Raw genomic sequence first — 21,211 nt, forward strand, 5'->3', positions numbered from 1 at the left:
ACTCGATTGTGCACCAAGGCTTTCGTGTCCAATCGAGGATCAAGTTGCGTACCGCCGCCACGGTGGCGGCGTAGTCGAAGACTATGCCAGCCAACCAGATTCGCACGTGCACATCACCTTCGGGCGATATCCAGTCCTCGGCAGTCACGGCCGATCGCCGTCCCAAGCCATAAGCGTGTCGACCTTTCCGGGCGAGGCGCCGGCCGGCTCTCGAAGCACGGCGGCCGGGCTGGTTGCGGCGGGGGATCAGGCGTCGATCGCCTGGTAGAGGGCGCGGACGTAGGCCTCGCTTCGAGGTGAACCGATGAGGCCGGCGCCCATTTTGTTCATCGCGTAGGTGATGGTCATGCGGCGGGTCAGATCCATCACGACCATCGAGCCGCCCCAGCCGCCCCAGAAGCAGATCCGTTCATCGGGGATGTACGGGACGAGTCGCTTGTGCGGCAGGCCGTACCCGATGCCGAAGCGCATCGGGACGCCCAACACCATGTCGGGTCCGTTGCTCTGTTCTTCGAAAATCAGCTCGATCGTGGCCGGGCTCAGCAGCGTGATGTCGTCGACGGTTCCGCCGCGTGGAATGACGGACATGATGCGCGCGAGTGAGCGAGCGTTGCCGTGGCCGTTATAAGCGCCCAGGTCCGCGCGCCGCCACGCTTCGGTGTTCGCGGCGTCCGCGTCCAGCGGGGGTGTGCCGAGGGTCTTGCGCAGCAGGTTGTCCTCGGGCAGCGCGGTGAGTTCGAACGGAAGCGGCGGCGGGGCCACGACATCGGAGATGCGGGGCCAATCGGCTTCGCGTGCACCGATCTGGAAATCGGCGTCCAGGGGACGGGCGATTTCCTCGGTGACGAACTGCGCGAGGGTCTTGCCTGTGACCCGGCGAACGACTTCCCCGAGCAGCTGTCCGAAGTTCTGGGCGTGGTATCCCGACGCGGTTCCTGGTTCCCACCACGGTGCCTGCGCGGCCAGGTGCGAGCTGGCCAGATCCCAGTCGTAGAGGTCGTCGAGGCCGAAGGGGGGCTCCCAGCCCGAGACACCGGAGGTATGCGAGAGCAGGTGGCGCAGTTCGATGTGTTCTTTGCCGTTGGCGGCGAATTCGGGCCAGTACGTCGCTACGGGTGCGCGCACGTCGAGCAGGCCGCGGTCCACGAGCATCAGCACTGCCAGGCTGGTGACGGTCTTGGTGCAGGACCAAACATTGGTGATGGTGTCTTTTTCCCAGGGTCTGGTTCGTTCGCTATCGCGGTAACCGCCCCACAGATCGACCACGGTCTCGCCGTCGATGTCGATAACGATCGAGGCGCCCAGTTCTTCGCCCGAGGCGATGTTCTGCTCGAATGTTGTTCGTAGCTGGTCGAATTGGGGGCTACAGTGCCCGGACGCAGTCATGAAAAGATTCCCTTCGGGGTATAGGTCGGATCACCCAGCAGCGCCGCCACCGCGAGAGCGGCCTTGGCTGCGTCGGGGTTGTCGCCGGTGATCAGGTCGGCGTAGATGAACGATTCGCCGATGCGCGCGATCAGATAGGCCAGGTCGTGCGCGGACAGTGGATGGATGAGATGACCGCGGTCCAGTTCCTGCTGGACGACGCGCTCGATGGCGTTGACGATTTCGTGCTGGACCGGGCTGTCCTTGGTGGTGAGCAGCCGCAGCGCTCGCTCGGGTTCGCGGCGCAGGAACGTCCTGAAGAACGGCGCGTCGATCAACGCTTGCCCGAACACGCGCGTCACGTCGGCGATCCGGGCCACGCCGGTGCGGTTGGTCGCCTCCACCGCGGCGCGGTGAGTCGGTTCGGCCAGCGACCACAAGATCGTCGCGAGCAGCTGGTCGCGATTGCCGACCCAGCGGAACAAGGTCGACCGGTCGACACCCAGTTCGGTGGCGAGTTTCTGCATGTCCAGCCGGTCGCCGGCGAGGAATTTGCGCCGTGCGAGGGCAACCGCCTGGTTGCCGAGAGCATTGTTGTGACCGAGACCACTCATAGATGCAACATACTCACATCTGATGCAACGAATCAAGTATTTGTTGCGCGAGGGCTCACCCCCGAGGACGTAGTCACCCGCCCGCACGGGCGTCAGTGGACGAGCGGCGATCAGGAGATCGCGCGGATCCATGTACGGATCCGGGTGCGTTACCTCGACGCAGTGGCCCGGTGTTGTTTCGAGCGCTGTCGTTCAGAGTCAAATTCTTGTCGCGTGCAGACAAGTTCTTGTTGCCGGTGCTGCCAAAACTTGGTGGTCATCACCGCTTCGGTGGCAGCCAGGAAGGCGATGGCGCCATTCCCGGGCTCGAGCCGAGCACCGGCTCACCTGCCGCACCGCGGACGATGCGGCGCGGCCGATGTACGAAGGAGACGCTGACCGATGTTGAGCACCATGCATGACGAGCCGCTCTCGCTCGCGACGCTACTGAGATACGCGGCGACAACCCACGGTGAGAGCACCGTGTCCACTTGGACCGGTTCCGGCGTGCGGACCATGACCTACCGCGAGATGGGTTCGGAGGCGGCACGCCTGGCGAATGCGCTGCGCGGCTTGGGCGTCGGGGTTGGTGACCGGGTCGGCACCTTCATGTGGAACAACAACGAGCACATGGTCGCCTACATCGGTGTGCCCGCGATGGGTGCGGTGCTGCACGCCCTCAACATTCGGTTGTTCCCCGAGCAGTTGGTGTATGTGGCCAACCATGCCGAGGATCGGGTTGTGATCGTGGACGGCTCACTGGTGCCGATGTTCGCGCAGTACCTGCCCGACTTGAAGACGGTGCGCCACGTGATCGTCGCGAACGGGGATGGTGCTGCGCTCGCAGCCCCCGAGGGTGTTCAGGTGCATTCCTACACCGACTTGCTCGCCGCCGCGGCCGGCACTTTCGACTACCCGATCCTGGACGAAAAGTGCGCCGCAGCAATGTGCTACACCTCCGGCACCACAGGGGACCCGAAGGGAGTCGTGTACTCGCACCGCTCCAACTGGCTGCACGCGATGCAGGTCTGCTCGCCGATGGGCATGGGCTGCAACGATTCCGATCTCGTGTTGGCGATCGTGCCGATGTTCCACGCCAATGCCTGGGGCCTGCCTTACGCGGCGTTGATGTCGGGCGCGAACCTGCTCATGCCCGACCGCTTCCTGCAACCGGGACCGCTGCTCGAACTCATCGCTGACCAGAAGCCGAATTTCGCGGCGGCCGTACCTACCATCTGGGGTGGCGTGCTGGCCGCACTCGCGACCGCACCCCAGGACATTTCGTATCTGCGTAGTGCGGTGGTGGGCGGATCAGCAGTGCCTCCATCGATGATGCGTTCCTTCCAGGAACAGCACGGCGTGCGGATCCTGCAGGCATGGGGAATGACCGAAACCTCACCGCTGGGCAGCGTCGCTCACCCGCCGGCCGAAGCCCGCGGTGAGAGTGAGTGGGAATTCCGCTACACCCAGGGCCGTTTCCCCGCCGGCGTGCAGGCGCGCCTGGTCGGCGACAACGGCACCGTGCTGGCACATGACGGACAAGCAGTGGGCGAGTTGCAGGTCCGCGGACCGTGGATCACCGCGTCCTACTATTCACCTGAGGGCGCGGTCGTCGACGCGGACAAATTCGATGACGGCTGGCTACGAACCGGCGACGTCGGCACGATCAGCCCCCGCGGATTCCTCACCTTGGTTGATCGCGCTAAGGACGTGATCAAGTCCGGTGGGGAGTGGATCTCTTCGGTGGACCTGGAAAACGCCGTCATGGCGCACCCGGGCGTCGCCGAAGCTGCGGTCATCGGGGTGCCGGACGACAAATGGGACGAGCGGCCATTGGTTGCGATCGTGCTCGAGGCGAACACCGACGCCACCGCCGAACAACTGCGGGAATTCCTCACCGGCAAGTTCGCCAAATGGCAGCTTCCCGAGCGATGGACGTTCCTGGCCGAGGTTCCCAAGACCAGCGTCGGCAAGTTCGACAAGAAGCGTTTGCGCGCCCAGTACGCCAATGGCGATCTGACTGTCACCACCTTGCCCTGACCTCAGGTCCTCGCCCCTGCTGACCCCGATCGAGCCGAGCTGGTCGGGGTCGAGAGTAGATCCGGCGATCACCCCGGCGAGCCGCCGGAACCTGCTCGACATCACCACAGTGAATAGCCCCTCCCCGAAACCAGTACGCGCGGAACGGAGTTCACATGTCTCAGGAACATCAGGACAGCGACGACAGCCGGTGCCAGCACGGCCACAACGTCGAAATCATCGCCCAGATCAGCCATCCCAGCCTGCGCCGGCTCACCGCGGCGGCTGAAGGGCTCTCCGATACCGCGCTCGAGCAGATCATCTCGATTGTGGACATCATCCGGGTCATCGAAGGCGTCCACATCTGCATCTGCGATATTTGACGAACGCGCGGACCATCCGCAGACAATCGTCGACAGCCGAACCAACACCGGCGACATCATCGCTCAGCGGATCAACCGGCCTGCAGAACCATCGGGGCGATGACGCCGCTCGCGTCGTCGCGGGCGGCGTCATCGCCAGACCTTCAGAGCATGCGCGCCGGACGGCGTTTACGTTTGCGGCCAGGGCTCAAGCGCTGCAGCACCGACAGATACGAGGCCGGGAACAGCCTGGCTACGACATCAGCCGTGATGGCGGAGGAAGCGATCAGCACGCGGGGTTTGCGATGCTCGACGCCGTCGAGGATCTGCTCGGCGGCCTTGTCTGCTGGATAGGTCAGGAATTTGGTGAACGTCGCCCGACCGGCCCGTATCTGATCGTCGTCGGTTGCTCCGGCGATGTGGGCGGTTTCGGCGATCCGGGTGCGGATTCCGCCGGGATGCACGGTGGTGACGCCGACGTCCTGATCGGCGAGTTCGTGTCGCAAGGCCTCGCTGAATCCGCGCAGCGCGAACTTACTTGCAACGTAGGCGCTTTGCCCTGGTGGGGCGATGAGCCCGAACAGGCTGGACACATTGACGATGTGGCTGCCCGGTGTCGCGAGCAGGGTCGGGAGCAGTAGTCGGGTCAACACAACCGGGGCGCGGAAGTTGATGTCTTGAACCCATTCGAATTCGTCGGGCGTGAGATCGGCGAAGCCTCCTCCCATTGCCACTCCAGCGTTGTTGATCAGCAAGGTGATCCCCCGATGCCGGGCCAGGATCGCCTCGACCATCACCTCCACGCCGTCGAGGTCGGAAAGGTCGACCGTGTAGGTATCCACCACGAGGTCCGGGTGGGCCTGTCCGAGCACGTCCTCGACGTCACCGAGGCGGTCGCCGTCACGGTCGACCAGCACGAGATTGGTGCCGCGTTCGGCCAGCCGGTATGCCATCTGCTCGCCCATACCGCTCGCGGCGCCGGTGACCAACGCGGTGGCCCCCTCGAATGCGTAGGGGGGTAGTGACATTGGTTCTCCTTCAACAGTCGCGTGAGGTTACTTGGCCCCCAGTCTGTTGTGGCGAACCTGCTGTTACTTGATTGGAGATGACAACTATTTAGCCCTGAGCGACAGCGCAGGGCAGTCTGGCCAACTATCCGAACCGCGATAACGCCAGTTCAGTGTGTTTGAGTGCCGCGGCGCACTTCCCGGGGCGTGGCGTCCCACCATCGTCGGCAGCATCGAGTCAGGGTGGATTGTTCGGTCAGCCCGATCATGGCGGCTATCTGGCTCATCGGCAGGTCGGTGGTAGTGAGATAGCGGCGGGCCTGCTTGCGGCGGACCTCGTCGAGAATGGCGGCGAACGAGGTGCCCTCCGCGGCCAGCCGCCGTTGCAGCGTGCGCGGATGCACCGCCAAAACCTTGGCTACGACACTGATCTCCGCCGGCGTAGTGCCCAGCGACTGCCGCACCGCATGCTGTACCTGTGCGGCGACGGTCGGCGCGGGACGGAACGGAGCCTGCTCGGCCAGGAAGGTCAACGCCGAGCGCATCAATGCCTCGTCCGCGCCAGCCAGGGGCAGGGTGGTGATACTGCGTGGCACCCGCAACATCGCCGCCGGACGAGCGATCTGCACGGGAGCTCCGAAGAACCGCTCGTACCGCTCGATCGGCGCGCGAGGTCGATAAGGCAGGTCCACCGACCGCAGCCCGTATCGGCCTCCCAGCAGGAATTCGAGGGCGCGGTGCAGGAAGCCGAGTCCCAGATCCATGCCTTGGGCCGAGACGACCCGCTCATCCGGCGAGACCCCATATCGCAGAGCCAATACCCCTCGCGCCCCGTTGGGGTCGGCCTCCGCTGCGACGCTCATTCCCCGGGCGTGCAGGAACAGGTACCGCGATGTGCATTCGAGCACCGAAGCGACGGTTGGCGCGTTCCGGATCGCCAGGGCCAGCGGACCCAGTGATCCAAGGTCTTGGCGCGTGGCCACCCGCAATCCGAAATCAGGGCAGTCCAATTCGCGCGCGGCGGACTCGAGGACCCTGGCAACAGCGAGGTCCGCGACGAGTACGTCGTCACTGTCGAGTGCGACCGGCGAAAGCCCTGCCTTCGCCGCCAGTTCGTCCGCGTCACCACCGAGCTCGGCCACCGTGGTGCGGAACCCCCGCAGCGCGGCGGAACGGATCGTGGACATGTCGCCCAGTATCAGATCTCGGTCATTCCAGAGCAAGGAGCTCGCCGGCCATCGGGCGTGCATCGGCAGGAGTTCGGTGGTCAAGGCTCGATCGGTGGCGCGTCGATGAATGTGGGTGTGTCAGATGGCCACTCACACCGAATGCCGCGGTCATGACGGAGAGGGTGTGCCAGGTGCTGGGCTCGCGGCGGGCAGCGCGCTTCCTCGCACCAATTTGAGACACTTGACTACTTGTGTATCATTTTCGGCGATGGCGGCGGGTTCCGCCTGACCGGTCGTGTCCGCAGGGGCCGTGGGGCCCTGAAATTGGAGGTCAAGGCTTGAAATTGGCACTCAACGACGACGAGCTCGTATTTCGTGACCAGCTGCGCGAGTTCTTTCGGAGTGAAATCCCGGCCGACATCCGGAAGCGGCACCGGCTCGGTGCGGAGCTCGGGAAGGCTCTGCGGATCGGGCGTTCCGCGCGGCACATCGGGCAGGAGGCCCTTCAGCTCCACGGTGGCATCGGTACGACCGCTGAATACCCGGTCGGCCACTACACGACCCGGCTCACCGCCATCGAGCATTCGCTCGGAGATTCCAGCGACCATCTGCGTCGGCTGAGCCGCTTTATCGACGACTGCCAGATGGTAGAGATCTGATGCGTATCACGGGAGCCGTGCTCGAGGAGAGCGGCCGCGAACGACCCTATGCCGCTTCGCGACCCATTACTGTCGGCGAAATCGACCTGGGCGATCCCGGTCCCACCGAAGTGCTCGTCGCCATCGAGGCGGCCGGAGTCTGCCACTCCGATCTGAGCGTGGTGAACGGCAATCGGCCGCGGCCGCTGCCCATGCTGCTCGGGCACGAGGCGGCCGGGACGGTCGTCTCCACCGGCACGAGCGTGACGGATCTGCGGCCGGGGCAGCGGGTCGTCATGTCCTTCCTGCCACGCTGCGAGAACTGCGATGCGTGCGAGCGGGACGGGCAACTGCCCTGTTCGGAAGGCTCGCGCAGCAATAACGCGGGGAAACTGCTGCACGGCATGGGGCGTCTGTCCCGCGCGGGTGATCCGGTTCGGCACCACCTGGGTGTCTCCGGCTTCGCCACACACGCCATCGTCGATCGGGCCTCGGTGGTCGCGGTCGGCTCCGACGTGCCGCCCGAGGTCGCTGCTCTGTTCGGGTGTGCCGTGCTCACCGGCGGCGGAGCCATCCTCAATGTCGCACGGCCCCAGCCCCGGGACGACGTCATGGTCGTCGGCCTCGGAGGGGTGGGCATGGCGGCCCTGCTCACCGCGAAGGCCATCGGTGTGGGACGCATCATCGCAGTGGATCGCATGGCCGACAAACTGGCCATGGCGCGCGATCTCGGTGCGACGGAGACCTATACCCCCGAACAGGTCCGGGACGCTGGAATCCGGGTTCGGTACGTCGTCGAATGCGCGGGTCATCCCGCCGCTCTCGAAACCGCCTACGCGGCAACGGCTCCCGGGGGCCTGACCATCACCGTCGGCCTGCCCGCGCCCGACACGAATATCACCCTGCCGCCGCTGAGCCTCACCGCAGAGGCTCGCACCCTGGTCGGCAGCTATCTGGGCTCGGCCGTGCCGTCCCGGGATATCCCGCGTTACGAGGACATGTGGTGCGCGGGACGGCTCCCGGTAGAGAAGCTGATCTCCGCACGCATCGAACTGACACAGATCAACGAAGCGATGGACCTGCTCGCCGACGGCGCAGCCGTCCGGCAGGTCATCGTCTTCGACCACAGCAACAATGGGATTCGATGACCATCGCGACCCCGACGTACTCACCGACCTTCCCGCCAGGGTCCGTGCGTACGTTCTCCGGCGGTGCAACCGGGTTCGGTTCCCTTATGTGAGTTGAGGTGTGAACGGGGTGTTTGACGTGCAGATATTGGACGGCGACGTCGTCGAGTCCCGAAGCGGGGTAGCGTCACCGTCGAAGAGCAAGTAGCTGCGGTCGAACCGCCACGGACGCAGACTCATTGAGCCCCTGCCCTGCGTTCTGGGCGGGGGCTCAGCTGTGTCGGCTGTCTGAGGTGGTCGGTTCGGTCAGCGCGGTATGCGGTGTGGGCTCAGGCAGTTGCGGACGTTTGGTCAGCGCTGGTCGCGGAGTTGGTCGCGTTCGGCGGTCAGGGCGGTGTTGGATTCGCGCAGGACGGTGTTGGCGTCTTCGAGGTCGAGGATGCGCGCGATGCCGGCGAGGTTGACTCCTTGCCCAGTCAGTGCGCTGATGCGTGCGACGCGGGCGAGGTCGGCGCCGCTGTAGCGGCGGGTGCCGCCACTGCTGCGGACCGGGGCGATCAGGCCGTGCTGCTCGTAGAGGCGCAGGGTCTGCACGCCCAGGCCGGACAACTCGGCGGCGACCGAGATCGCATACACCGCCAGCTCCGCGCCGGGCAGGTGGCCGAGTGGGTGTTGCTGGGGATCCATGGCACTCCTGTTCCTCGTCGCCATCAGATTACCTGCTCCAGGCCCTTGCACTCACTTAGCGAGAGTGCTAGAAATTATCTCTGTCAGATGACAGAGGTTATCTGAGTTGCCTTCAATCGAGAATGGAGTAACTGGAGGTGGCAACCATGTTGATGCGCACCGATCCCTTTGGTGATCCTTTCCGTGACCTGGATCGTTTGACCCGTGCTGTGCTCGGGACCCCGGCGCAGCCGGTAGTGATGCCGATGGATGCCTGGCGCGACGGCGACGAGTTCTTCGTGGAGTTCGACCTGCCCGGCATCGACCCCGACTCGCTGGATCTGGATGTCGAACGCAATGTGGTGACGGTGAAGGCCGCGCGCCCGGAGCTGGATCCGGGACGGTCGATGATCGCCGCGGAACGCACCCGCGGAGTGTTCTCCCGTCAGCTGTTCTTGGGTGAGAACCTCGACACCGAGCAGATCCGCGCCGACTACCGCGACGGCGTGCTGCGCCTGGTGATCCCGGTCGCCGAGCAGGCCAAGCCCCGCAAGATCGAGATCACCCACGCCGACCACGAGCGTCAGGCCATCAACGCCTGAACGGGCCTGCCTCTTGCTGAGTAGAGGGAGTGTGGTGATGACCATGTCGGCTGTCACGGGTGCGGGACTGGACCGGCTCGATGCGCGGCTGCTCGCGCTGGATCCCGACCTCGAGGACTTGTTCGCCGAGGTCGAGCAGATCCTGAACGCCACCGCGGTACCGCGAGTCCCACGACCGGGGACGATCCCTGCACCGGTGCCCCGATCGCGCCGGTCCGATCCTGCACGGACGGGCCCCGCTCGGCGGCGGGGCCGTCGGACCGGCCCGGGGCAGGGCATCGGGCGCGGTCCGCCGTACCGGATGCGCCCGCACCGACCGCGGCGGTAACCGCGGCGTGAGGCAGGAAGTGAGGTGATGCCCGTTCCGATATACAGCAAGAAGAGAGTGTTCTCGCGGGAGACGGTGGCGTACGACCCAGGCCTGCATCATCGGCACCATCCACTGTCCGAGCGTTTCGGACGGTGCGTGCACAGCCACTCGAGGTGGCAGCCGCAGGCAGGCATGTTCCCACACTTCCGCACGCACATCAGTTATTCGTTCCGTCGACGGGTGAGCCCGGTTGCCAGCGGGCTTGCGGGCTCACCCGGCCCCCTTTTCTCGACGACCGCGGCCTGTGAAGGCCTTGTGACGACCCGTTGGGAGGCAGAAGATGAGGACCGACACCGGCACCCTTTTCCCGAACGGCAGCGACGGCGACCGCGCTGAGCAGAGCCGCTACGTCTGCGACACCGACCGCGATATCGGCCTGGACACCACCGCGCTGCACCCCCTGGCCGAACGCGTGCGCGCCGCCTTCGACGCCGCCGCGATCGCCGACCGTTGCGACCAAGCCTGGATCACCCCACTGGATCTCGATGACGACTACACCCTCAGCTCGCACAGATTCCGGAACTCAGCGACCGGCTGGATCACCCGACGCGATCTCGCCGACGACTACGACTGGCTTGCATGCTGACCCCGACCTCACCCAACCCGCCACCGGCGTTCCCCGGTGGCGCAAGGGGCGCCTGACTCCCCCGACCATGATTCCGCCACCTGCGGGCTGCAGCCCCGAATATCGATTATGGCGGCACCGCGAATAGGCCGTTGACCAGCATTTCCGTTCTATCTGCGCGGACTGCAAACCCCTTAATTAGCCGGGAGCGCGGTCATCGGCTCGCGGTCTTCCGTCGCGCGAGGGGTGATCGTATGTTTGATCTGTGTCAGGTTTGCCGAAGCCACCGGAGTTCGGATCCCGGGGCGAGGACCCGCCGTTGTACTCCTCCGTGGCCCTGGTTCATCGCGATTTTTTCCTCGCGCCGGCGGTGGCGGCGGAGTCCGACGCCCGTGTGATCGTCGGCCCCACTGCTGCCTATCGGGAGGTGCTGGACCTGGTCGGTCAGGATCCCGGTCTACGCCAGCAGATCGACATGCTGCGTAGGGATTATTCGCTCGAGCTTTCACCCGTTCCGCGGCCAGCGGGGGGCGGTGCGCGCCGTCGCCTGGATTTGTGCCATCGTCCTGACTTTCGGCCTGGCCGTGATCGCCCTAGCCGCCTACGTGCTCGTCGTCTCCAGTCGCCAGGGCAGCAAACAGCGCCAAGCTCCCGGGTCCCCGCGGGAGATCCGCCGGGTACAGGTCAGCCAGTTCTGGGAGCGCGACGCGCAGATCGAACAGCTTTCCCCGGGCACCAGTTCGGTCCGGACCTCGCGCATTCGTATGGGAGTCACAGAGGAGCAATCCCGGGAGCTGACCGTGAACATGTGCCTACCACGGATCCCTTCTCTTGGTCCTGAGTTGACCCGCAAGCTCGGCAGCGCCACCAGCCTCGAGCACAGCCGGGAGGTCGAGACGACTATCCAACTGTCCAACGACCGCACGGGGTACTACCGAAGGATGGCCATCTGGCACCTGGTTGACGACGTGCGGATCGAGGCATTGACCGCCGGCTCCAGCGGGTTGGAATGGGCGCCCCGGACCGCTGTGCGCTATAGCGCTTCGGAGCGGGTGGCCACGTCCTACGTGGACATCGCGAAGGCCGATCTGTAGGTCAGCATCACATTCCGAACTTCGTTGGATCTTCGGCGGTTACCACCGGAAGCCCGACGAGGACGCTGGGGCGAGACCCTTGTCCATCCGCTCGATCGTGGCGGGAGTGCGTGGCGGATCCGGCTTAGTGCCTGGTCAGCGACGCGTACGCGATCAGATCGTTGCGGCGCGGTTCTGGTGGCATGCGAAATAATCGGGTGGTGAGCGAGTCACGGGATCCGGACAACAACGGCTATGTTCCGGAGTGGGTACAGGTCCCCGGGGTCCGGCCGATGGTCGGGAGCTTCCGGTTCTGGTTCACCACCGGCCGGTGGGAATGGTCGCCGGAGGTGTATGTGATGCACGGCTACACCCCCGGGCAGGTCGAGCCGACCACCAAGCTGGTGCTCGCGCACAACCATCCCGACGATCGCAACCACGTCGCCGAGGCGATCACCCGCTCGATCCGCCACGGTGAGCCGTTCTCGAGCCGTCACCGTTTCCTCGACACCGCTGGCGGCGAGCACGCGGCGATGAATGGGATGGCGGGGCGTCAGCGCACGACCGAGTAACGCACGCAGGCGAATTCGCCGTTGTGGGCGACTTCCGTGGCCTTCAGTTCGAGACGGCGGGGAAGCAGGGGTGCGCCCGCGCCCAGCGTGACGGGGGCGATGGAGACGATGATTTCGTCCAGCAGGCCCTGATCGGCGAATTGGCCGACCAACTCGCCGCCGCCCATCAGCCAGAGGTCTTTGCCGTCGGCGGCCGCGGCCATCTCCTTGTGTACGACCTCCACCGGCTTCGAGGTCAACCGGACGTCACGGCCGTCGTCGAAGGCCGGGAACTCGCGATGGGTGAACACCCAGGTCGGCATCTTGTAAGGCCAGGGCTCGGTGGAATTCTCATTGATCCATTGATAGGTGCTCGAGCCCATGGCGATCGCGCCCGCACCAGCCGCGAACCGGTTCAGTCCCAGCGGGCCGTCCCAGTCGACCTGCCGAGACAGCAGCCAATCCAGGTTGTGGTCGGTGGTCGCCAGGAATCCGTCCAAGCTGGTAGCGGTGTGGTAGACGGTCTTGAAGGTCACGTCATCCTCTCTGGTGTAGCCATTCGATGGGGTCGCCGTCTCCGATTTCGGTTCCGGCGATGGATAACTCGGTTCGCAGCCAATGCCGTACGAGATACCTGCGGTGGGTGGAGTAGCTGAGGATGTGGGCGATCACGCTGCCGATGACGAAGCTCTGCGGCGGCTCGCACAGCGCATCGATCAGGGTGTCGTCCCACCCGCCACGCCGGGTGAGATCGCGGATGGTATCCAGCCACCGAACCGCCACGCGCTCATGGCGTTTCACCAATTCCGGGAGGGCGTCGCCGGCGGCCGTCGGGATATCCTCGCCGTCGATCGCGGCCAGCCACACCTCCTTCGACTCGATGAGATGGGCGAGCACGGTGGCAATGGATTCCTCGGGCCCCCGGAACGACTCCACCAGCAGGCCCGGAAATCGCACCCGCCGGTACTGCGATTCATCGAGTTGCGTTGCCATACCGAGGAGTTCGCGGGTGTCGTCGACATCGTGATGGATCAGCAGGGTCGTGGGATCCCGCACGGCCTGTTCTTTCGGTGCACTCGTCACCCACAGCGACATGGGCGGGTGAAAGTGGATGCCATTGCTCGTGGGCAACCACCGTCGGCGCTCGTCCGCGGGAGTCAGGCTCGGCGGATGCCCGAACGCGGCGCTGAACGCGCGGCTGAAACCCTCCACCGAGTCGTACCCGGCCGCGAACGCGACGCTGGTGACCGACTTACCCGTCGACAGCTCCCACGCCGCTCGCTCCAGCAGCACCCGTCGCTTCAGCGCGACCGGCGGCTCGCCGGTACCACGCGAGAACTGCCGGGTGAAATGGAACGGCGAAACGAAGGCATCAGCCGCCATCGCACCGAGCGTGGTGTTGTTCTCGTCCAGCACCGCGTCGAGCAGTTCGCGTAGTCGATCTCGTCCGGTCTTGGCCACACGACGAGTCTGCCAACGTGGCCCCGAAACCCGCTTGACCGATCTTGCTCAGCCTCCGACTCCGCCTCGGCGTACGGGTTCAGGTCGGACTCACACTGCAAAATAATGCGTCCCGCCAACGACGGATCAGCAGGGCCAGTTGACCTTTCCTGCCTCTCACTGGCCGGTTCGGTCAGCGCGGTATGCGGCATGTCAGTGCGTTTTGGACATTGGAGGTGGTTGGGATGCTCGCGGGAAGATCATGGACATGGACTACGCCATCGACCTCGAATGTCCCAAGATCACGACAGCGGTGCAGTTCGGTGGGGTGCTCGACACCGCTGTCGCCCGTTTCCACGACACCGATCGGCCAACACGGAGGTAGTGGCCATACATCCAAGACTCGCTTCCTGCCACCGATCCCCTAGGCGCACTCAACTCGACATTCCAGTGCGCTCACCAGGTGCGCCCGATGCGGTGGGCAGCCTGACTCGGGTCCCGCATCCGGAGCCGATAGTGATGGCGTATCGGGTCATGTGGGTGGCTCGGTGGGGTGCATGACGGCGTCCCACCACGATTCGAGCCGACTCGGCTCCGGCCACACCACGGGCTCGTCGTCGTCGGAACCGCGGGTGATGACCGGTGCGATCGTGTGCCGTTTCCTTGCCCGGGGAGCGGGTCTGTCTCGGCGTGGTTCGGGTGGGGTTGCTGTCATGACGAGTCTCCGAATCTGTGCCCGACGCTGGGTTTCACCGGGGCGGGCTGGATTCTCAACTCGCGGCGGAGGTGTACGCCGAGGTCGGCCGCGCGAGGAATGCCACGAGGGCCCAAAGGCTATTGCCTTGGGGTCTGCGCCACCCGCAGAGGGGACCGACCTGCCTCAGGGTAGGCGTTCAAGGTCAACCTCAGGCCACGGCCGGACCCGGTTCCCCCGCGAACTGTCGCCGATTCGCCACCTTGGTACAAGGCTCGGCCGGTGGGGTGCGGGGGTACCGTGCATTCAGGGTTCAAAAAATAGCCTGGTCTCTCGCGGCTGCACCAGGGCGCTGACCGCGAACGGCGTCCAGCCACTGCGCCCCGAATCCAGGTGATGGTGATGACTCACCAGCCCAACCCTGCTCTGCTCACCACCTCGATCACGACCACCCTCGACGACATCCAGGTCTGCACCATCCGTGGCGAGATCGACATCCGGACCGCCCCCATGTTCCAGAACGCACTGTTCGACAGCATCGGCATCGGCGGATCGACCGTCATCGACATGACCGCGGTGACATTCTTCGGCGTGGCCGGCATCTGCGCCATGGTCGAGGCCCTCGAATTCGCCCACCGCCGCCAGTGCGAGCTGTGTGTCGAGGGCTCCCGCTGCGTCACCCGCATACTCGAAGTCGTCGGCCTGGCCACAGCGTTCGACATCTGCGAGTAGCCGAATCCCGGCCTGCGTCCGTCGCCTGAGCGTGGCCCCCGGCCGGGCGGGGCGGGATGGTCACGCGACAGTGCCGTCAGGGGTCAACCCTGGCGGCACTGTGCACCATGGTGCGGATCGCGGCCTTGGGAGCCGCACATGGCAGGTCAGCGAAACGGGAGGTAGTTTGTTTCACTGACCTGCGATAACAGTAGCGCCGGGCGCACCTCGCCGACCGGAATGGGTCATCAATCGGAACCTTTGGTCGCTCAGCGGATGAAGATCGCTCCTTATGGGTCGCGGGCGATTCCTCCATGCCGGGATATGCCCCCGCCCGGCCTGCGGACGGAGGCAGAACCGGGCGGGGTGTCATATCTCAACCAGCAGGCATCCGACCGTGGCCGTGGCCATTGCCGAATGACCGCAAATCATCGTAGGTGGGCGACGGTGCACCGGTCGCCCGCCGCGCCGTGGCTGAAATCCCGCCGCCGGCGCGCCATACCTATGAGTGGTTGGTCAGATCCTTGTAGTGCAGGAACTCCTCGAAGGAGATTTGCCCCTCCGCCCAGATGCGGTCTTCGTTGATGCGGCGGCCAACGACGTCCCGTACTTCCGGTTCCTGGGCCATACCCCACACGAGCGCGTCATCGAAGGTGATGAAACCGTCCTGATCCGTATCGATCTCGTCGAACTCCCGCCGGGTGGCAATGAACTGCTGCTGGTCCATATCTGTCTCCTCTGCCGGTTGGGTACCGCCGAACAGCAACGCCTTCGTTCGTCATCGATCCAGCGCACAAGGGTACGCGGAAAATTTGCTGTCACGTCCAGATTGCGGCTTCGGATTGGCTGAATCAGATCTTGGCCAGCGATTTTCTCCGTCACGCGTGTCCAGTGGAATTTGTCGATTCCGTTTGCTCATTCCGTCGCTGGGTACGTCGACACCGGATTACGCGTCAGACCGAAATGGGGAGAGAGCGGGCCCTGGGACTGCGAAGGGACGAAGGAGCACACGATGGGATTCGCCGAACAAACACAATCCCCACCGGGATCGCAATCGGAGATGCGGCCGGTGCCTGACTGCGGTGAGGACAGTTACCGCGGCTCGGGCAAGCTCACCGGGAAGATCGCCGTCATCACCGGCGCGGACAGCGGCATCGGGCGGGCGGTCGCCATTGCGTACGCCCGTGAGGGCGCCGACCTCGTGTTGTCCTACCTCAACGAACATGATGACGTTGATGCGGTACGGCAGCTGGTGGAAGACGCCGGTCGCAGAGTGCTGGTTGTGGCGGGGGATCTGTCCCGGTCCGAGCAGTGTCGCGCGTTGATCGACGCCGCCGTCGGCGAATTCGGCCGAATCGACGTGCTGGTCAGCAATGCCGCCTATCAGATGACCCACGCTGATCTTCAAGAGATCAGCGACGAGGAATTCGACTACACTTTCAAACTGAACGTCTCGGCCTTGTTCACCCTGGTCAAAGCTGCTCTGCCGCATATGAACTCGGGCGGATCCATCATCGGCAGCTCCTCGGTCAACTCCGACATGCCCTCCCCGACCCTGGCGCCCTACGCGGCGACGAAGGCCGCGATCGCGAACCTCTGCGCAAGCCTCGCACAGCTACTGGGCCCCAGAGGTATCCGCGTGAACAGCGTTGCACCGGGGCCGATTTGGACTCCGTTGATCCCGAGCACCATGCCACCGGAGAAGGTCGCCTCCTTCGGCGACAACACCCCACTTGGTCGCGCCGGAAAGCCCGCCGAGCTCGCACCAGCCTACGTTCTTCTCGCCAGCGATGACGCCAGCTACATCTCAGGCGCCCGTTTGGCCGTCACCGGCGGCCGACCCATCTTGTGAAGTCCCCTCGCGAATCCCGCATGCATCGCCACTATGCGGCTACCAGCGCGTACCCGTTGTGGACGGGCGAACCAACCAGCAAAGGAAGACACGATGAACCCAGACAACGATCCTGCAGGGACGGACGAAGAAGAAGCTCCTCGCGAAGGTCGTGACCCGGATTTCGCCGAGGAACACCAGGCGGTGACCACTGACCCTGATCCGGACACCAAAACCGAATCGCCGGATGGGTATGGCGGAATGGACCCCGAGCCCGGATTCCTCGTCTGAGGCTCTGAGCGAACTGCTGTCGAGCGCTGAAATGCGGCCTGGCCCGCGGATATTGCCGATTTGCATGAGCACTGGCACAACGCAGGGCCGCGCCGGCTTTCACCCCCACACTGAAAGGACAGGAGATCAGCCATGCCGAAGCAATGGACAGGCAAGCAAGAACGCCAGTACGAGCACATCAAGGACTCTGCCCGTGATCGCGGAGAAAGCACCAAGCGCGCTAAGGAGATCGCGGCCCGTACCGTCAACAAGAACCGTGCGCAGTCGGGGCAGAGCAAGACTTCCAGCCGAAGCTCCACCAACGACAAGTCGCCGCAACAGCGCGGAGGGCAGCGATCCGGACGTCAGGGACCGAAGGGCCCCACTCGCGACCAGCTCTACAACGAGGCAAAGAAACGCAATATCGACGGCCGCTCGAACATGAACAAAGCACAACTCGCGCATGCCCTCGGCCGCGACTGAACCAGAATCGGAACGCGGGATCGGCGGTATCAGATCGTGCCCATCTCGACTTGTCGGGCGGGCGGATTCGGGTATCCAGCCGGTATGGAACTACTAGTACTGCTTGCGATCCCCATCGCGGTGGCTGTGGTCATTCTGCGCCGCAAAGCCCGCGGCGAGCCCGCCGATCCCCCCGTGACCCCGGCCGAGCAGAACACGAACCGACGCGATGGATCCTGAACGAAACATCAGCAGATGTTGCGTCGGATTCGTTGCGCCTTCATCAGGCAGGCGGTGAGCCAGAGGCCGTCTAAGAGACCAGCCCGCGACGATATCGGCGGGTCGCCAGCGCTATCGACGATCACCGTGCCAGCGTCGGCTGTTTTCTGTCACGCCAGCACGGCCACTGCGACGATGAGGAACACGATCACCAGCACGGCAACGACCGCGATAACAGCGATCCCGGTGGGCGGGAAGTGGTTACGGGTGCGCGGCTCGGGCGCGGACAACCCTGATGTTTGCGGTGTCTCCGGCGGCGTCGACCCGGGCGCCACACCACCACCGGGCTCCAGATCAGGAATACGGGCAGGGTCAGGGTCCATCGACATGACGGCACCTCCGATTTTGGACATGATCCGCGCGCGATCCTGCTCGGCGAGGATCAGTAAAGCGGTACATCACAGGTATGCCCTGATCATGAACATGGAAACGCCGATCGAATCCGGGCGGCCGGGCCGGCCCGCGGGCCGAACGGGTGAGGCATCGGAGTCGGCGGCCTGGACGGAATCCTTCGCCGAGCAGTTGTCGCATCGCGCTCCCCGGATACCGAGTTGTGGCTGTGATACCGCGTGGGCGTGGCGCCCCCGGCCACGCGCCTGAGTGCACCTACGATGATCAGCGGTTATCGGGTCGGGCCACGTCCTGATGACCGCTGTGGAGATTGCCCGCCCCCGCCCGGCCCGTTCCGGCAGTTCCGCTGACCGGGCGGGGGTCGCGGATCGGCAGGTCCAAGTCGCCACGTATGCGGCAAAGTAGTGCGTTGCCCAGCAGTCATGCGGTTGGTCGCGCGGCTGGAGCCCGTCGGGTTGTAGTGGCCAGCAATGTCACGACCGCTTCTTGCGATTCCTGGAGACGGGCTGCGGGTATCGCTGTACTCGGATGCAGGAGACGGTCGTAGATCAGGCCGTCTATGAGGGCGGTGAGTGCCCCCGCGACGAGCTCGAGATCGGCGTGCGCACCCGAGTGTGCTGTCTTGGCCTGAAGGGCCGCGTGGACTACGCGGAGAAAGCCCGATCGCAGTTCGCTGAACAAGGCGGCGAGTGCGGGGATGCGTCGTGCCTCGAGTCCGGTTTCGCGCTGGGCGCGACCTCACGCATCGATGAGCAGTTCAACGACTTCCACGACCGCATCCATGCCACCGTGTTGACGACCCGCCTCGATGACGAGGAGTTCAACTTCGACCTGCGAGTATTCGGCCAGACCGTCGGTCACATCACCCACCGGTATCAGGAGGAGCGGGCAGGGCTGTGTTTCTACGCTGAGACGGTGATCGGCGTGAGTACCGGGCCACGACGGGTCCTCAATTTGATACGCCCCTGGGCGTACTCGACACAGACCGCCGAGAACTGGATCCGGCACAGCATCGAAGAAACCGGCCGATCCGAGCACATCGTCCCGGTGTTGTACCGGCACGCGATGGAGGAATCCGAGGCGACTGTCCAGTAATCGCCACTGACCTTGCGGGTCAGCGATGTTCGCCATCGTAGGTGAACCAGTCGAACGCGACGGTTCCGCTCGCGGCGTAGACGCCGGCGACGCGTCCGGTGAAGGCGGCTGCGGTGTCGGCTGTGAGGTAGCGCCCGTCCATGTCGGCGATTTCGGTGGTGTCGGGGCCTTGTCCGTATCCGAAGCCGACGGTGTCGCAGGACAGCGCGTGTGGGTCGAATCCGTTGGCGTGGACCGGGGTGGTGGTGATCCACAGGACGGTCGGGCCTGCCGGCACCCGCCGTTCCCATGTCTGTTCGACTTGCGCGAGGCGTACCCGTGCCCGCACGAGGTAGTCGCCGGTGTCGCGGTCGGGCTGGATTTCGATGTCGTAGTGGTGGAGTTCGTCGTAGCGGATGCTCAGGCCGCCGATGCCGTCGGCTGGGTCGATCAGTGCGGCGTAGCGGGAGCGGACATGCTGCTGGCGTCGGCCGAGGAAATGCGGGCGAGGATCGTCCATCGCCGGGCCTGGGGTGCCGGGGGTCGAGCCTTGCAGCACCAGCCACCCGGGGCGGGCGTCGAGGGAGGCCCAGTCGCGATTCGCATCGCGCACCGACACCCACTCGACGCCGAGGGGTTCGTCGAAGTCGGTGTGGGCCTTGGTACCCGGAAGGTCGGGGGTCAGTGTGATCGGGTCGATCACCGGCCACCCGTCGACCCAGTGCAGGGTCGACTGGAAGCTCTCGCGGCCCATCACTGCGAAAGCCTGGGTCAGACCGGTGGGACGGGTGCCGAGGAAGACGACTCGCCAACCGTCGTCGGTGCGGACCAGGTCCGCGTGGCCGGTGTTCTGGACCGGGTGGCTGGTGCTGCGGTGGCTGTAGATCGGGTTGGCCGGGCAGCCATGGAACGGGCCTTCGGGGTGGTCGGCGCGGGCGATGCTGATGCTGTGGCCGCGTTCGGTGCCGCCCTCGGCGATCAGCAGGTACCAGGTCCCGTCGATTTCGTAGAGGTGTGGGGCTTCGGGGAATTTCAGGCCGGTACCCGACCACAGTGAGCGCGGTTGTTCGAGAGCGCGGCCGGTGGTGGTGTCCATGCGCACTTGTTGAATTCCGTGGTGTGCGCCGGATTGTTCGCCGTCGAGGACGAGTCCGGAAAAGGTGATGTAGCAGGTGCCGTCCGCGTCCCAGGCGATGTCGTGGTCGATGCCTTCCACGCCGTGCAGCTCGATCCCGTCGCTCCACGGCCCGTCCGCGCCGTCGGCGGTGAACAGCAGCGGCCCGCGGCCGAAGGCGTCGGCGACCACGAGCCAGAATCGGTCGTCGTGGAAACGGATGGTCGGCGCCCAGACGCCGCCTGCGGTGGGCACGTCTTCGAGGGCGAGTTGGCCGGGGCGGGTGGCCACGTGCCCGATCGGGGTCCAGTGCTCGGCGTCGGTGCTGGAGAACAGGGGTACGCCCGGGAAGTACTCGAACGATGAACAGGCGAGGTAATAGGTCTGCCCGGCGCGGCAGATGCTGGGGTCGGGATGGAAACCCGGCACAGCGGGGTTGCGCATAGTCGTTCCTCTTTCGGTGTGTGATTCGGCGTAGTGGAAGTGCCGAACGAGACCGGATTCAGTGCCGCTGGAAGAGAAGACCTGTTCCCCGACCACGAGAGCATACTGACTCTTCAGTCGGCACGCTGCTGCGCAGGGTTGCCAGCTGGTCGAGGTGATCTGCTGCAGGCGTTCGGTCATCGGCAGTGCAGTGCGTTGGCCGGTGGCAGCTGGATTGCCCGCGCGTGCCGAGTTTGTTCTGCTTCAACGCGTGAGCCTCGCGCCATCGAAGAACACGTAGTCGACCGAACCGCTACGCGCGCAGACTGATTGAGCCCCGCCCGGCGATTCGGGCGGGGCTCAGTTGTGTCTTGGCGATCTGCGGTGGCCGGCGGCATGAGTATGTGTCTGGCCGATTGCGGAGGCAGGCGTCGGTGGCCGGTCCAGCGCGGGTG

At 65.1% G+C, this 21,211-nt stretch carries 23 protein-coding genes and 2 pseudogenes; 13 read left to right on the forward strand and 12 right to left on the reverse strand.

Translation table 11 applies throughout. The features are described 5' to 3' along the window. Positions 1-246 precede the first annotated feature (246 nt). Together ACFRAQ_RS03375 and ACFRAQ_RS03380 are read right to left on the reverse strand one after the other, a co-directional pair. Positions 247-1,386 carry a serine hydrolase domain-containing protein gene (locus ACFRAQ_RS03375; RefSeq protein ID WP_379093527.1) on the reverse strand — a complete coding sequence of 380 codons (1,140 nt, stop codon included), beginning with the start codon at positions 1,384-1,386 and terminating at the stop codon, positions 247-249. Next, entirely contained in the window at positions 1,383-2,111 is a 729-nt protein-coding gene (locus ACFRAQ_RS03380) for a QsdR family transcriptional regulator (RefSeq protein WP_379093530.1), read from the reverse strand. Before ACFRAQ_RS03380 ends, ACFRAQ_RS03375 begins: the two co-directional genes overlap by 4 nt. A 74-nt stretch (positions 2,112-2,185) precedes the next feature. Here ACFRAQ_RS03380 and ACFRAQ_RS03385 point away from each other — a divergent pair, with 74 nt between their 5' ends. The 3 genes from ACFRAQ_RS03385 (at position 2,186) to ACFRAQ_RS03395 (ending at position 4,360) form a co-directional block, all read left to right on the forward strand. Then, the gene (locus ACFRAQ_RS03385; protein WP_379093533.1) at positions 2,186-2,380 is read left to right on the forward strand and encodes a hypothetical protein; all 195 of its coding nucleotides are present in this window, start codon (positions 2,186-2,188) and stop codon (positions 2,378-2,380) included. Beyond that, a complete protein-coding gene (locus ACFRAQ_RS03390) occupies positions 2,361-3,998 on the forward strand; it encodes a long-chain fatty acid--CoA ligase (protein ID WP_379093536.1) in 1,638 nt (545 codons plus the stop codon). The genes ACFRAQ_RS03385 and ACFRAQ_RS03390 overlap by 20 nt, the downstream gene beginning before the upstream one ends. A 155-nt stretch (positions 3,999-4,153) precedes the next feature. After that, positions 4,154-4,360: a hypothetical protein gene (locus ACFRAQ_RS03395; RefSeq protein ID WP_379093539.1), complete on the forward strand. Its 207-nt coding sequence runs from the start codon at positions 4,154-4,156 to the stop codon at positions 4,358-4,360. Between the two features lie 143 nt (positions 4,361-4,503). Here the strand turns inward: ACFRAQ_RS03395 and ACFRAQ_RS03400 are convergent, their stop codons facing one another. Together ACFRAQ_RS03400 and ACFRAQ_RS03405 are read right to left on the reverse strand one after the other, a co-directional pair. Then, positions 4,504-5,328, reverse strand: a complete 825-nt coding sequence (locus ACFRAQ_RS03400) for an SDR family NAD(P)-dependent oxidoreductase (RefSeq protein WP_379093543.1) — start codon at positions 5,326-5,328, stop codon at positions 4,504-4,506. 188 nt (positions 5,329-5,516) lie between these two features. Then, entirely contained in the window at positions 5,517-6,617 is a 1,101-nt protein-coding gene (locus ACFRAQ_RS03405; RefSeq protein ID WP_379093546.1) for an AraC family transcriptional regulator, read from the reverse strand. A gap of 359 nt (positions 6,618-6,976) precedes the next feature. Here ACFRAQ_RS03405 and ACFRAQ_RS03410 point away from each other — a divergent pair. Both ACFRAQ_RS03410 and ACFRAQ_RS03415 read left to right on the forward strand, forming a co-directional pair. Continuing rightward, positions 6,977-7,174, forward strand: a pseudogene (locus tag ACFRAQ_RS03410) (acyl-CoA dehydrogenase); the annotation flags it as partial. Next, positions 7,174-8,301, forward strand: coding sequence for an alcohol dehydrogenase catalytic domain-containing protein (locus ACFRAQ_RS03415; RefSeq protein WP_379093549.1), 1,128 nt, complete (start codon positions 7,174-7,176; stop codon positions 8,299-8,301). The pseudogene ACFRAQ_RS03410 and the gene ACFRAQ_RS03415, both read left to right, overlap by 1 nt. 330 nt (positions 8,302-8,631) lie before the next feature. On the opposite strand, the gene ACFRAQ_RS03420 is transcribed toward ACFRAQ_RS03415, so the two are convergent. Then, positions 8,632-8,967, reverse strand: a complete 336-nt coding sequence (locus ACFRAQ_RS03420) for a MerR family transcriptional regulator (protein ID WP_379093552.1) — start codon at positions 8,965-8,967, stop codon at positions 8,632-8,634. A 131-nt stretch (positions 8,968-9,098) separates the two neighbouring features. Here ACFRAQ_RS03420 and ACFRAQ_RS03425 point away from each other — a divergent pair, with 131 nt between their 5' ends. The 4 genes and pseudogenes from ACFRAQ_RS03425 to ACFRAQ_RS03440 form a co-directional block, all read left to right on the forward strand. Beyond that, complete coding sequence (locus ACFRAQ_RS03425) at positions 9,099-9,548, forward strand: Hsp20/alpha crystallin family protein (protein ID WP_379095778.1); 450 nt, start codon at positions 9,099-9,101, stop codon at positions 9,546-9,548. A gap of 650 nt (positions 9,549-10,198) precedes the next feature. Next, positions 10,199-10,504 carry a hypothetical protein gene (locus ACFRAQ_RS03430; protein ID WP_379093555.1) on the forward strand — a complete coding sequence of 102 codons (306 nt, stop codon included), beginning with the start codon at positions 10,199-10,201 and terminating at the stop codon, positions 10,502-10,504. 512 nt (positions 10,505-11,016) lie between these two features. Continuing rightward, on the forward strand, positions 11,017-11,577 hold the full coding sequence (locus ACFRAQ_RS03435; RefSeq protein ID WP_379093558.1) for a hypothetical protein: 561 nt from the start codon (positions 11,017-11,019) through the stop codon (positions 11,575-11,577). Between the two features lie 200 nt (positions 11,578-11,777). Next, a pseudogene (locus ACFRAQ_RS03440) lies at positions 11,778-12,092 on the forward strand (PAS domain-containing protein); the annotation flags it as partial. Between the two features lie 17 nt (positions 12,093-12,109). Here the strand turns inward: ACFRAQ_RS03440 and ACFRAQ_RS03445 are convergent. Both ACFRAQ_RS03445 and ACFRAQ_RS03450 read right to left on the reverse strand, forming a co-directional pair. Next, complete coding sequence (locus ACFRAQ_RS03445) at positions 12,110-12,643, reverse strand: dihydrofolate reductase family protein (protein WP_379093561.1); 534 nt, start codon at positions 12,641-12,643, stop codon at positions 12,110-12,112. A 1-nt stretch (position 12,644) separates the two neighbouring features. Next, entirely contained in the window at positions 12,645-13,568 is a 924-nt protein-coding gene (locus tag ACFRAQ_RS03450; RefSeq protein WP_379093564.1) for a helix-turn-helix domain-containing protein, read from the reverse strand. A 1,075-nt stretch (positions 13,569-14,643) separates the two neighbouring features. Here ACFRAQ_RS03450 and ACFRAQ_RS03455 point away from each other — a divergent pair. Next, on the forward strand, positions 14,644-14,973 hold the full coding sequence (locus ACFRAQ_RS03455) for an STAS domain-containing protein (protein ID WP_379093567.1): 330 nt from the start codon (positions 14,644-14,646) through the stop codon (positions 14,971-14,973). Positions 14,974-15,454: 481 nt separating this feature from the next. Here ACFRAQ_RS03455 and ACFRAQ_RS03460 read toward each other — a convergent pair whose 3' ends face one another. Continuing rightward, on the reverse strand, positions 15,455-15,679 hold the full coding sequence (locus tag ACFRAQ_RS03460) for a hypothetical protein (protein WP_379093570.1): 225 nt from the start codon (positions 15,677-15,679) through the stop codon (positions 15,455-15,457). Between the two features lie 285 nt (positions 15,680-15,964). Between ACFRAQ_RS03460 and ACFRAQ_RS03465 the strand changes: the two genes are divergently transcribed. From ACFRAQ_RS03465 to ACFRAQ_RS03475, 3 genes are all read left to right on the forward strand, one after another. Further along, on the forward strand, positions 15,965-16,804 hold the full coding sequence (locus tag ACFRAQ_RS03465) for a glucose 1-dehydrogenase (RefSeq protein WP_379093573.1): 840 nt from the start codon (positions 15,965-15,967) through the stop codon (positions 16,802-16,804). Between the two features lie 93 nt (positions 16,805-16,897). Then, positions 16,898-17,074, forward strand: coding sequence for a hypothetical protein (locus tag ACFRAQ_RS03470; protein WP_379093576.1), 177 nt, complete (start codon positions 16,898-16,900; stop codon positions 17,072-17,074). A gap of 132 nt (positions 17,075-17,206) precedes the next feature. Then, positions 17,207-17,536 (forward strand): plasmid stabilization protein, encoded by a 330-nt coding sequence (locus ACFRAQ_RS03475; RefSeq protein ID WP_379093579.1) that lies wholly within the window; start codon positions 17,207-17,209, stop codon positions 17,534-17,536. A 368-nt stretch (positions 17,537-17,904) separates the two neighbouring features. On the opposite strand, the gene ACFRAQ_RS03480 is transcribed toward ACFRAQ_RS03475, so the two are convergent. The 4 genes from ACFRAQ_RS03480 to ACFRAQ_RS03495 all read right to left on the reverse strand — a co-directional run bounded on the left by ACFRAQ_RS03480 (position 17,905) and on the right by ACFRAQ_RS03495 (position 20,777). Beyond that, on the reverse strand, positions 17,905-18,123 hold the full coding sequence (locus ACFRAQ_RS03480; protein ID WP_379093581.1) for a DUF6480 family protein: 219 nt from the start codon (positions 18,121-18,123) through the stop codon (positions 17,905-17,907). 442 nt (positions 18,124-18,565) lie between these two features. After that, positions 18,566-18,826: a hypothetical protein gene (locus tag ACFRAQ_RS03485; protein WP_379093584.1), complete on the reverse strand. Its 261-nt coding sequence runs from the start codon at positions 18,824-18,826 to the stop codon at positions 18,566-18,568. A 57-nt stretch (positions 18,827-18,883) separates the two neighbouring features. Next, positions 18,884-19,276: a hypothetical protein gene (locus tag ACFRAQ_RS03490; RefSeq protein ID WP_379093587.1), complete on the reverse strand. Its 393-nt coding sequence runs from the start codon at positions 19,274-19,276 to the stop codon at positions 18,884-18,886. Further along, positions 19,260-20,777, reverse strand: coding sequence for a glycoside hydrolase family 43 protein (locus ACFRAQ_RS03495; protein ID WP_379093590.1), 1,518 nt, complete (start codon positions 20,775-20,777; stop codon positions 19,260-19,262). The genes ACFRAQ_RS03490 and ACFRAQ_RS03495 overlap by 17 nt, the downstream gene beginning before the upstream one ends. Between the last annotated feature and the right edge of the window lie 434 nt (positions 20,778-21,211).

It is taken from the genome of Nocardia sp. NPDC056611 (assembly GCF_042792755.1).
Lineage (GTDB): Bacteria > Actinomycetota > Actinomycetes > Mycobacteriales > Mycobacteriaceae > Nocardia.

Excerpts from the sequence above, each read along its gene's own strand:
- ACFRAQ_RS03380 (WP_379093530.1), bottom strand. The coding sequence starts at position 2,111 with ATGGATCCGCGCGATCTCCTGATCGCCGCTCGTCCACTGACGCCCGTG.
- ACFRAQ_RS03430 (WP_379093555.1), top strand. The coding sequence starts at position 10,199 with ATGAGGACCGACACCGGCACCCTTTTCCCGAACGGCAGCGACGGCGAC.
- ACFRAQ_RS03475 (WP_379093579.1), top strand. The coding sequence starts at position 17,207 with ATGCCGAAGCAATGGACAGGCAAGCAAGAACGCCAGTACGAGCACATC.
- ACFRAQ_RS03375 (WP_379093527.1), bottom strand. The coding sequence starts at position 1,386 with ATGACTGCGTCCGGGCACTGTAGCCCCCAATTCGACCAGCTACGAACA.
- ACFRAQ_RS03470 (WP_379093576.1), top strand. The coding sequence starts at position 16,898 with ATGAACCCAGACAACGATCCTGCAGGGACGGACGAAGAAGAAGCTCCT.
- ACFRAQ_RS03490 (WP_379093587.1), bottom strand. The coding sequence starts at position 19,276 with ATGGCGAACATCGCTGACCCGCAAGGTCAGTGGCGATTACTGGACAGT.
- ACFRAQ_RS03460 (WP_379093570.1), bottom strand. The coding sequence starts at position 15,679 with ATGGACCAGCAGCAGTTCATTGCCACCCGGCGGGAGTTCGACGAGATC.
- ACFRAQ_RS03395 (WP_379093539.1), top strand. The coding sequence starts at position 4,154 with ATGTCTCAGGAACATCAGGACAGCGACGACAGCCGGTGCCAGCACGGC.
- ACFRAQ_RS03415 (WP_379093549.1), top strand. The coding sequence starts at position 7,174 with ATGCGTATCACGGGAGCCGTGCTCGAGGAGAGCGGCCGCGAACGACCC.
- ACFRAQ_RS03480 (WP_379093581.1), bottom strand. The coding sequence starts at position 18,123 with ATGTCGATGGACCCTGACCCTGCCCGTATTCCTGATCTGGAGCCCGGT.
- ACFRAQ_RS03420 (WP_379093552.1), bottom strand. The coding sequence starts at position 8,967 with ATGGATCCCCAGCAACACCCACTCGGCCACCTGCCCGGCGCGGAGCTG.
- ACFRAQ_RS03465 (WP_379093573.1), top strand. The coding sequence starts at position 15,965 with ATGGGATTCGCCGAACAAACACAATCCCCACCGGGATCGCAATCGGAG.
- ACFRAQ_RS03495 (WP_379093590.1), bottom strand. The coding sequence starts at position 20,777 with ATGCGCAACCCCGCTGTGCCGGGTTTCCATCCCGACCCCAGCATCTGC.
- ACFRAQ_RS03390 (WP_379093536.1), top strand. The coding sequence starts at position 2,361 with ATGTTGAGCACCATGCATGACGAGCCGCTCTCGCTCGCGACGCTACTG.
- ACFRAQ_RS03455 (WP_379093567.1), top strand. The coding sequence starts at position 14,644 with ATGACTCACCAGCCCAACCCTGCTCTGCTCACCACCTCGATCACGACC.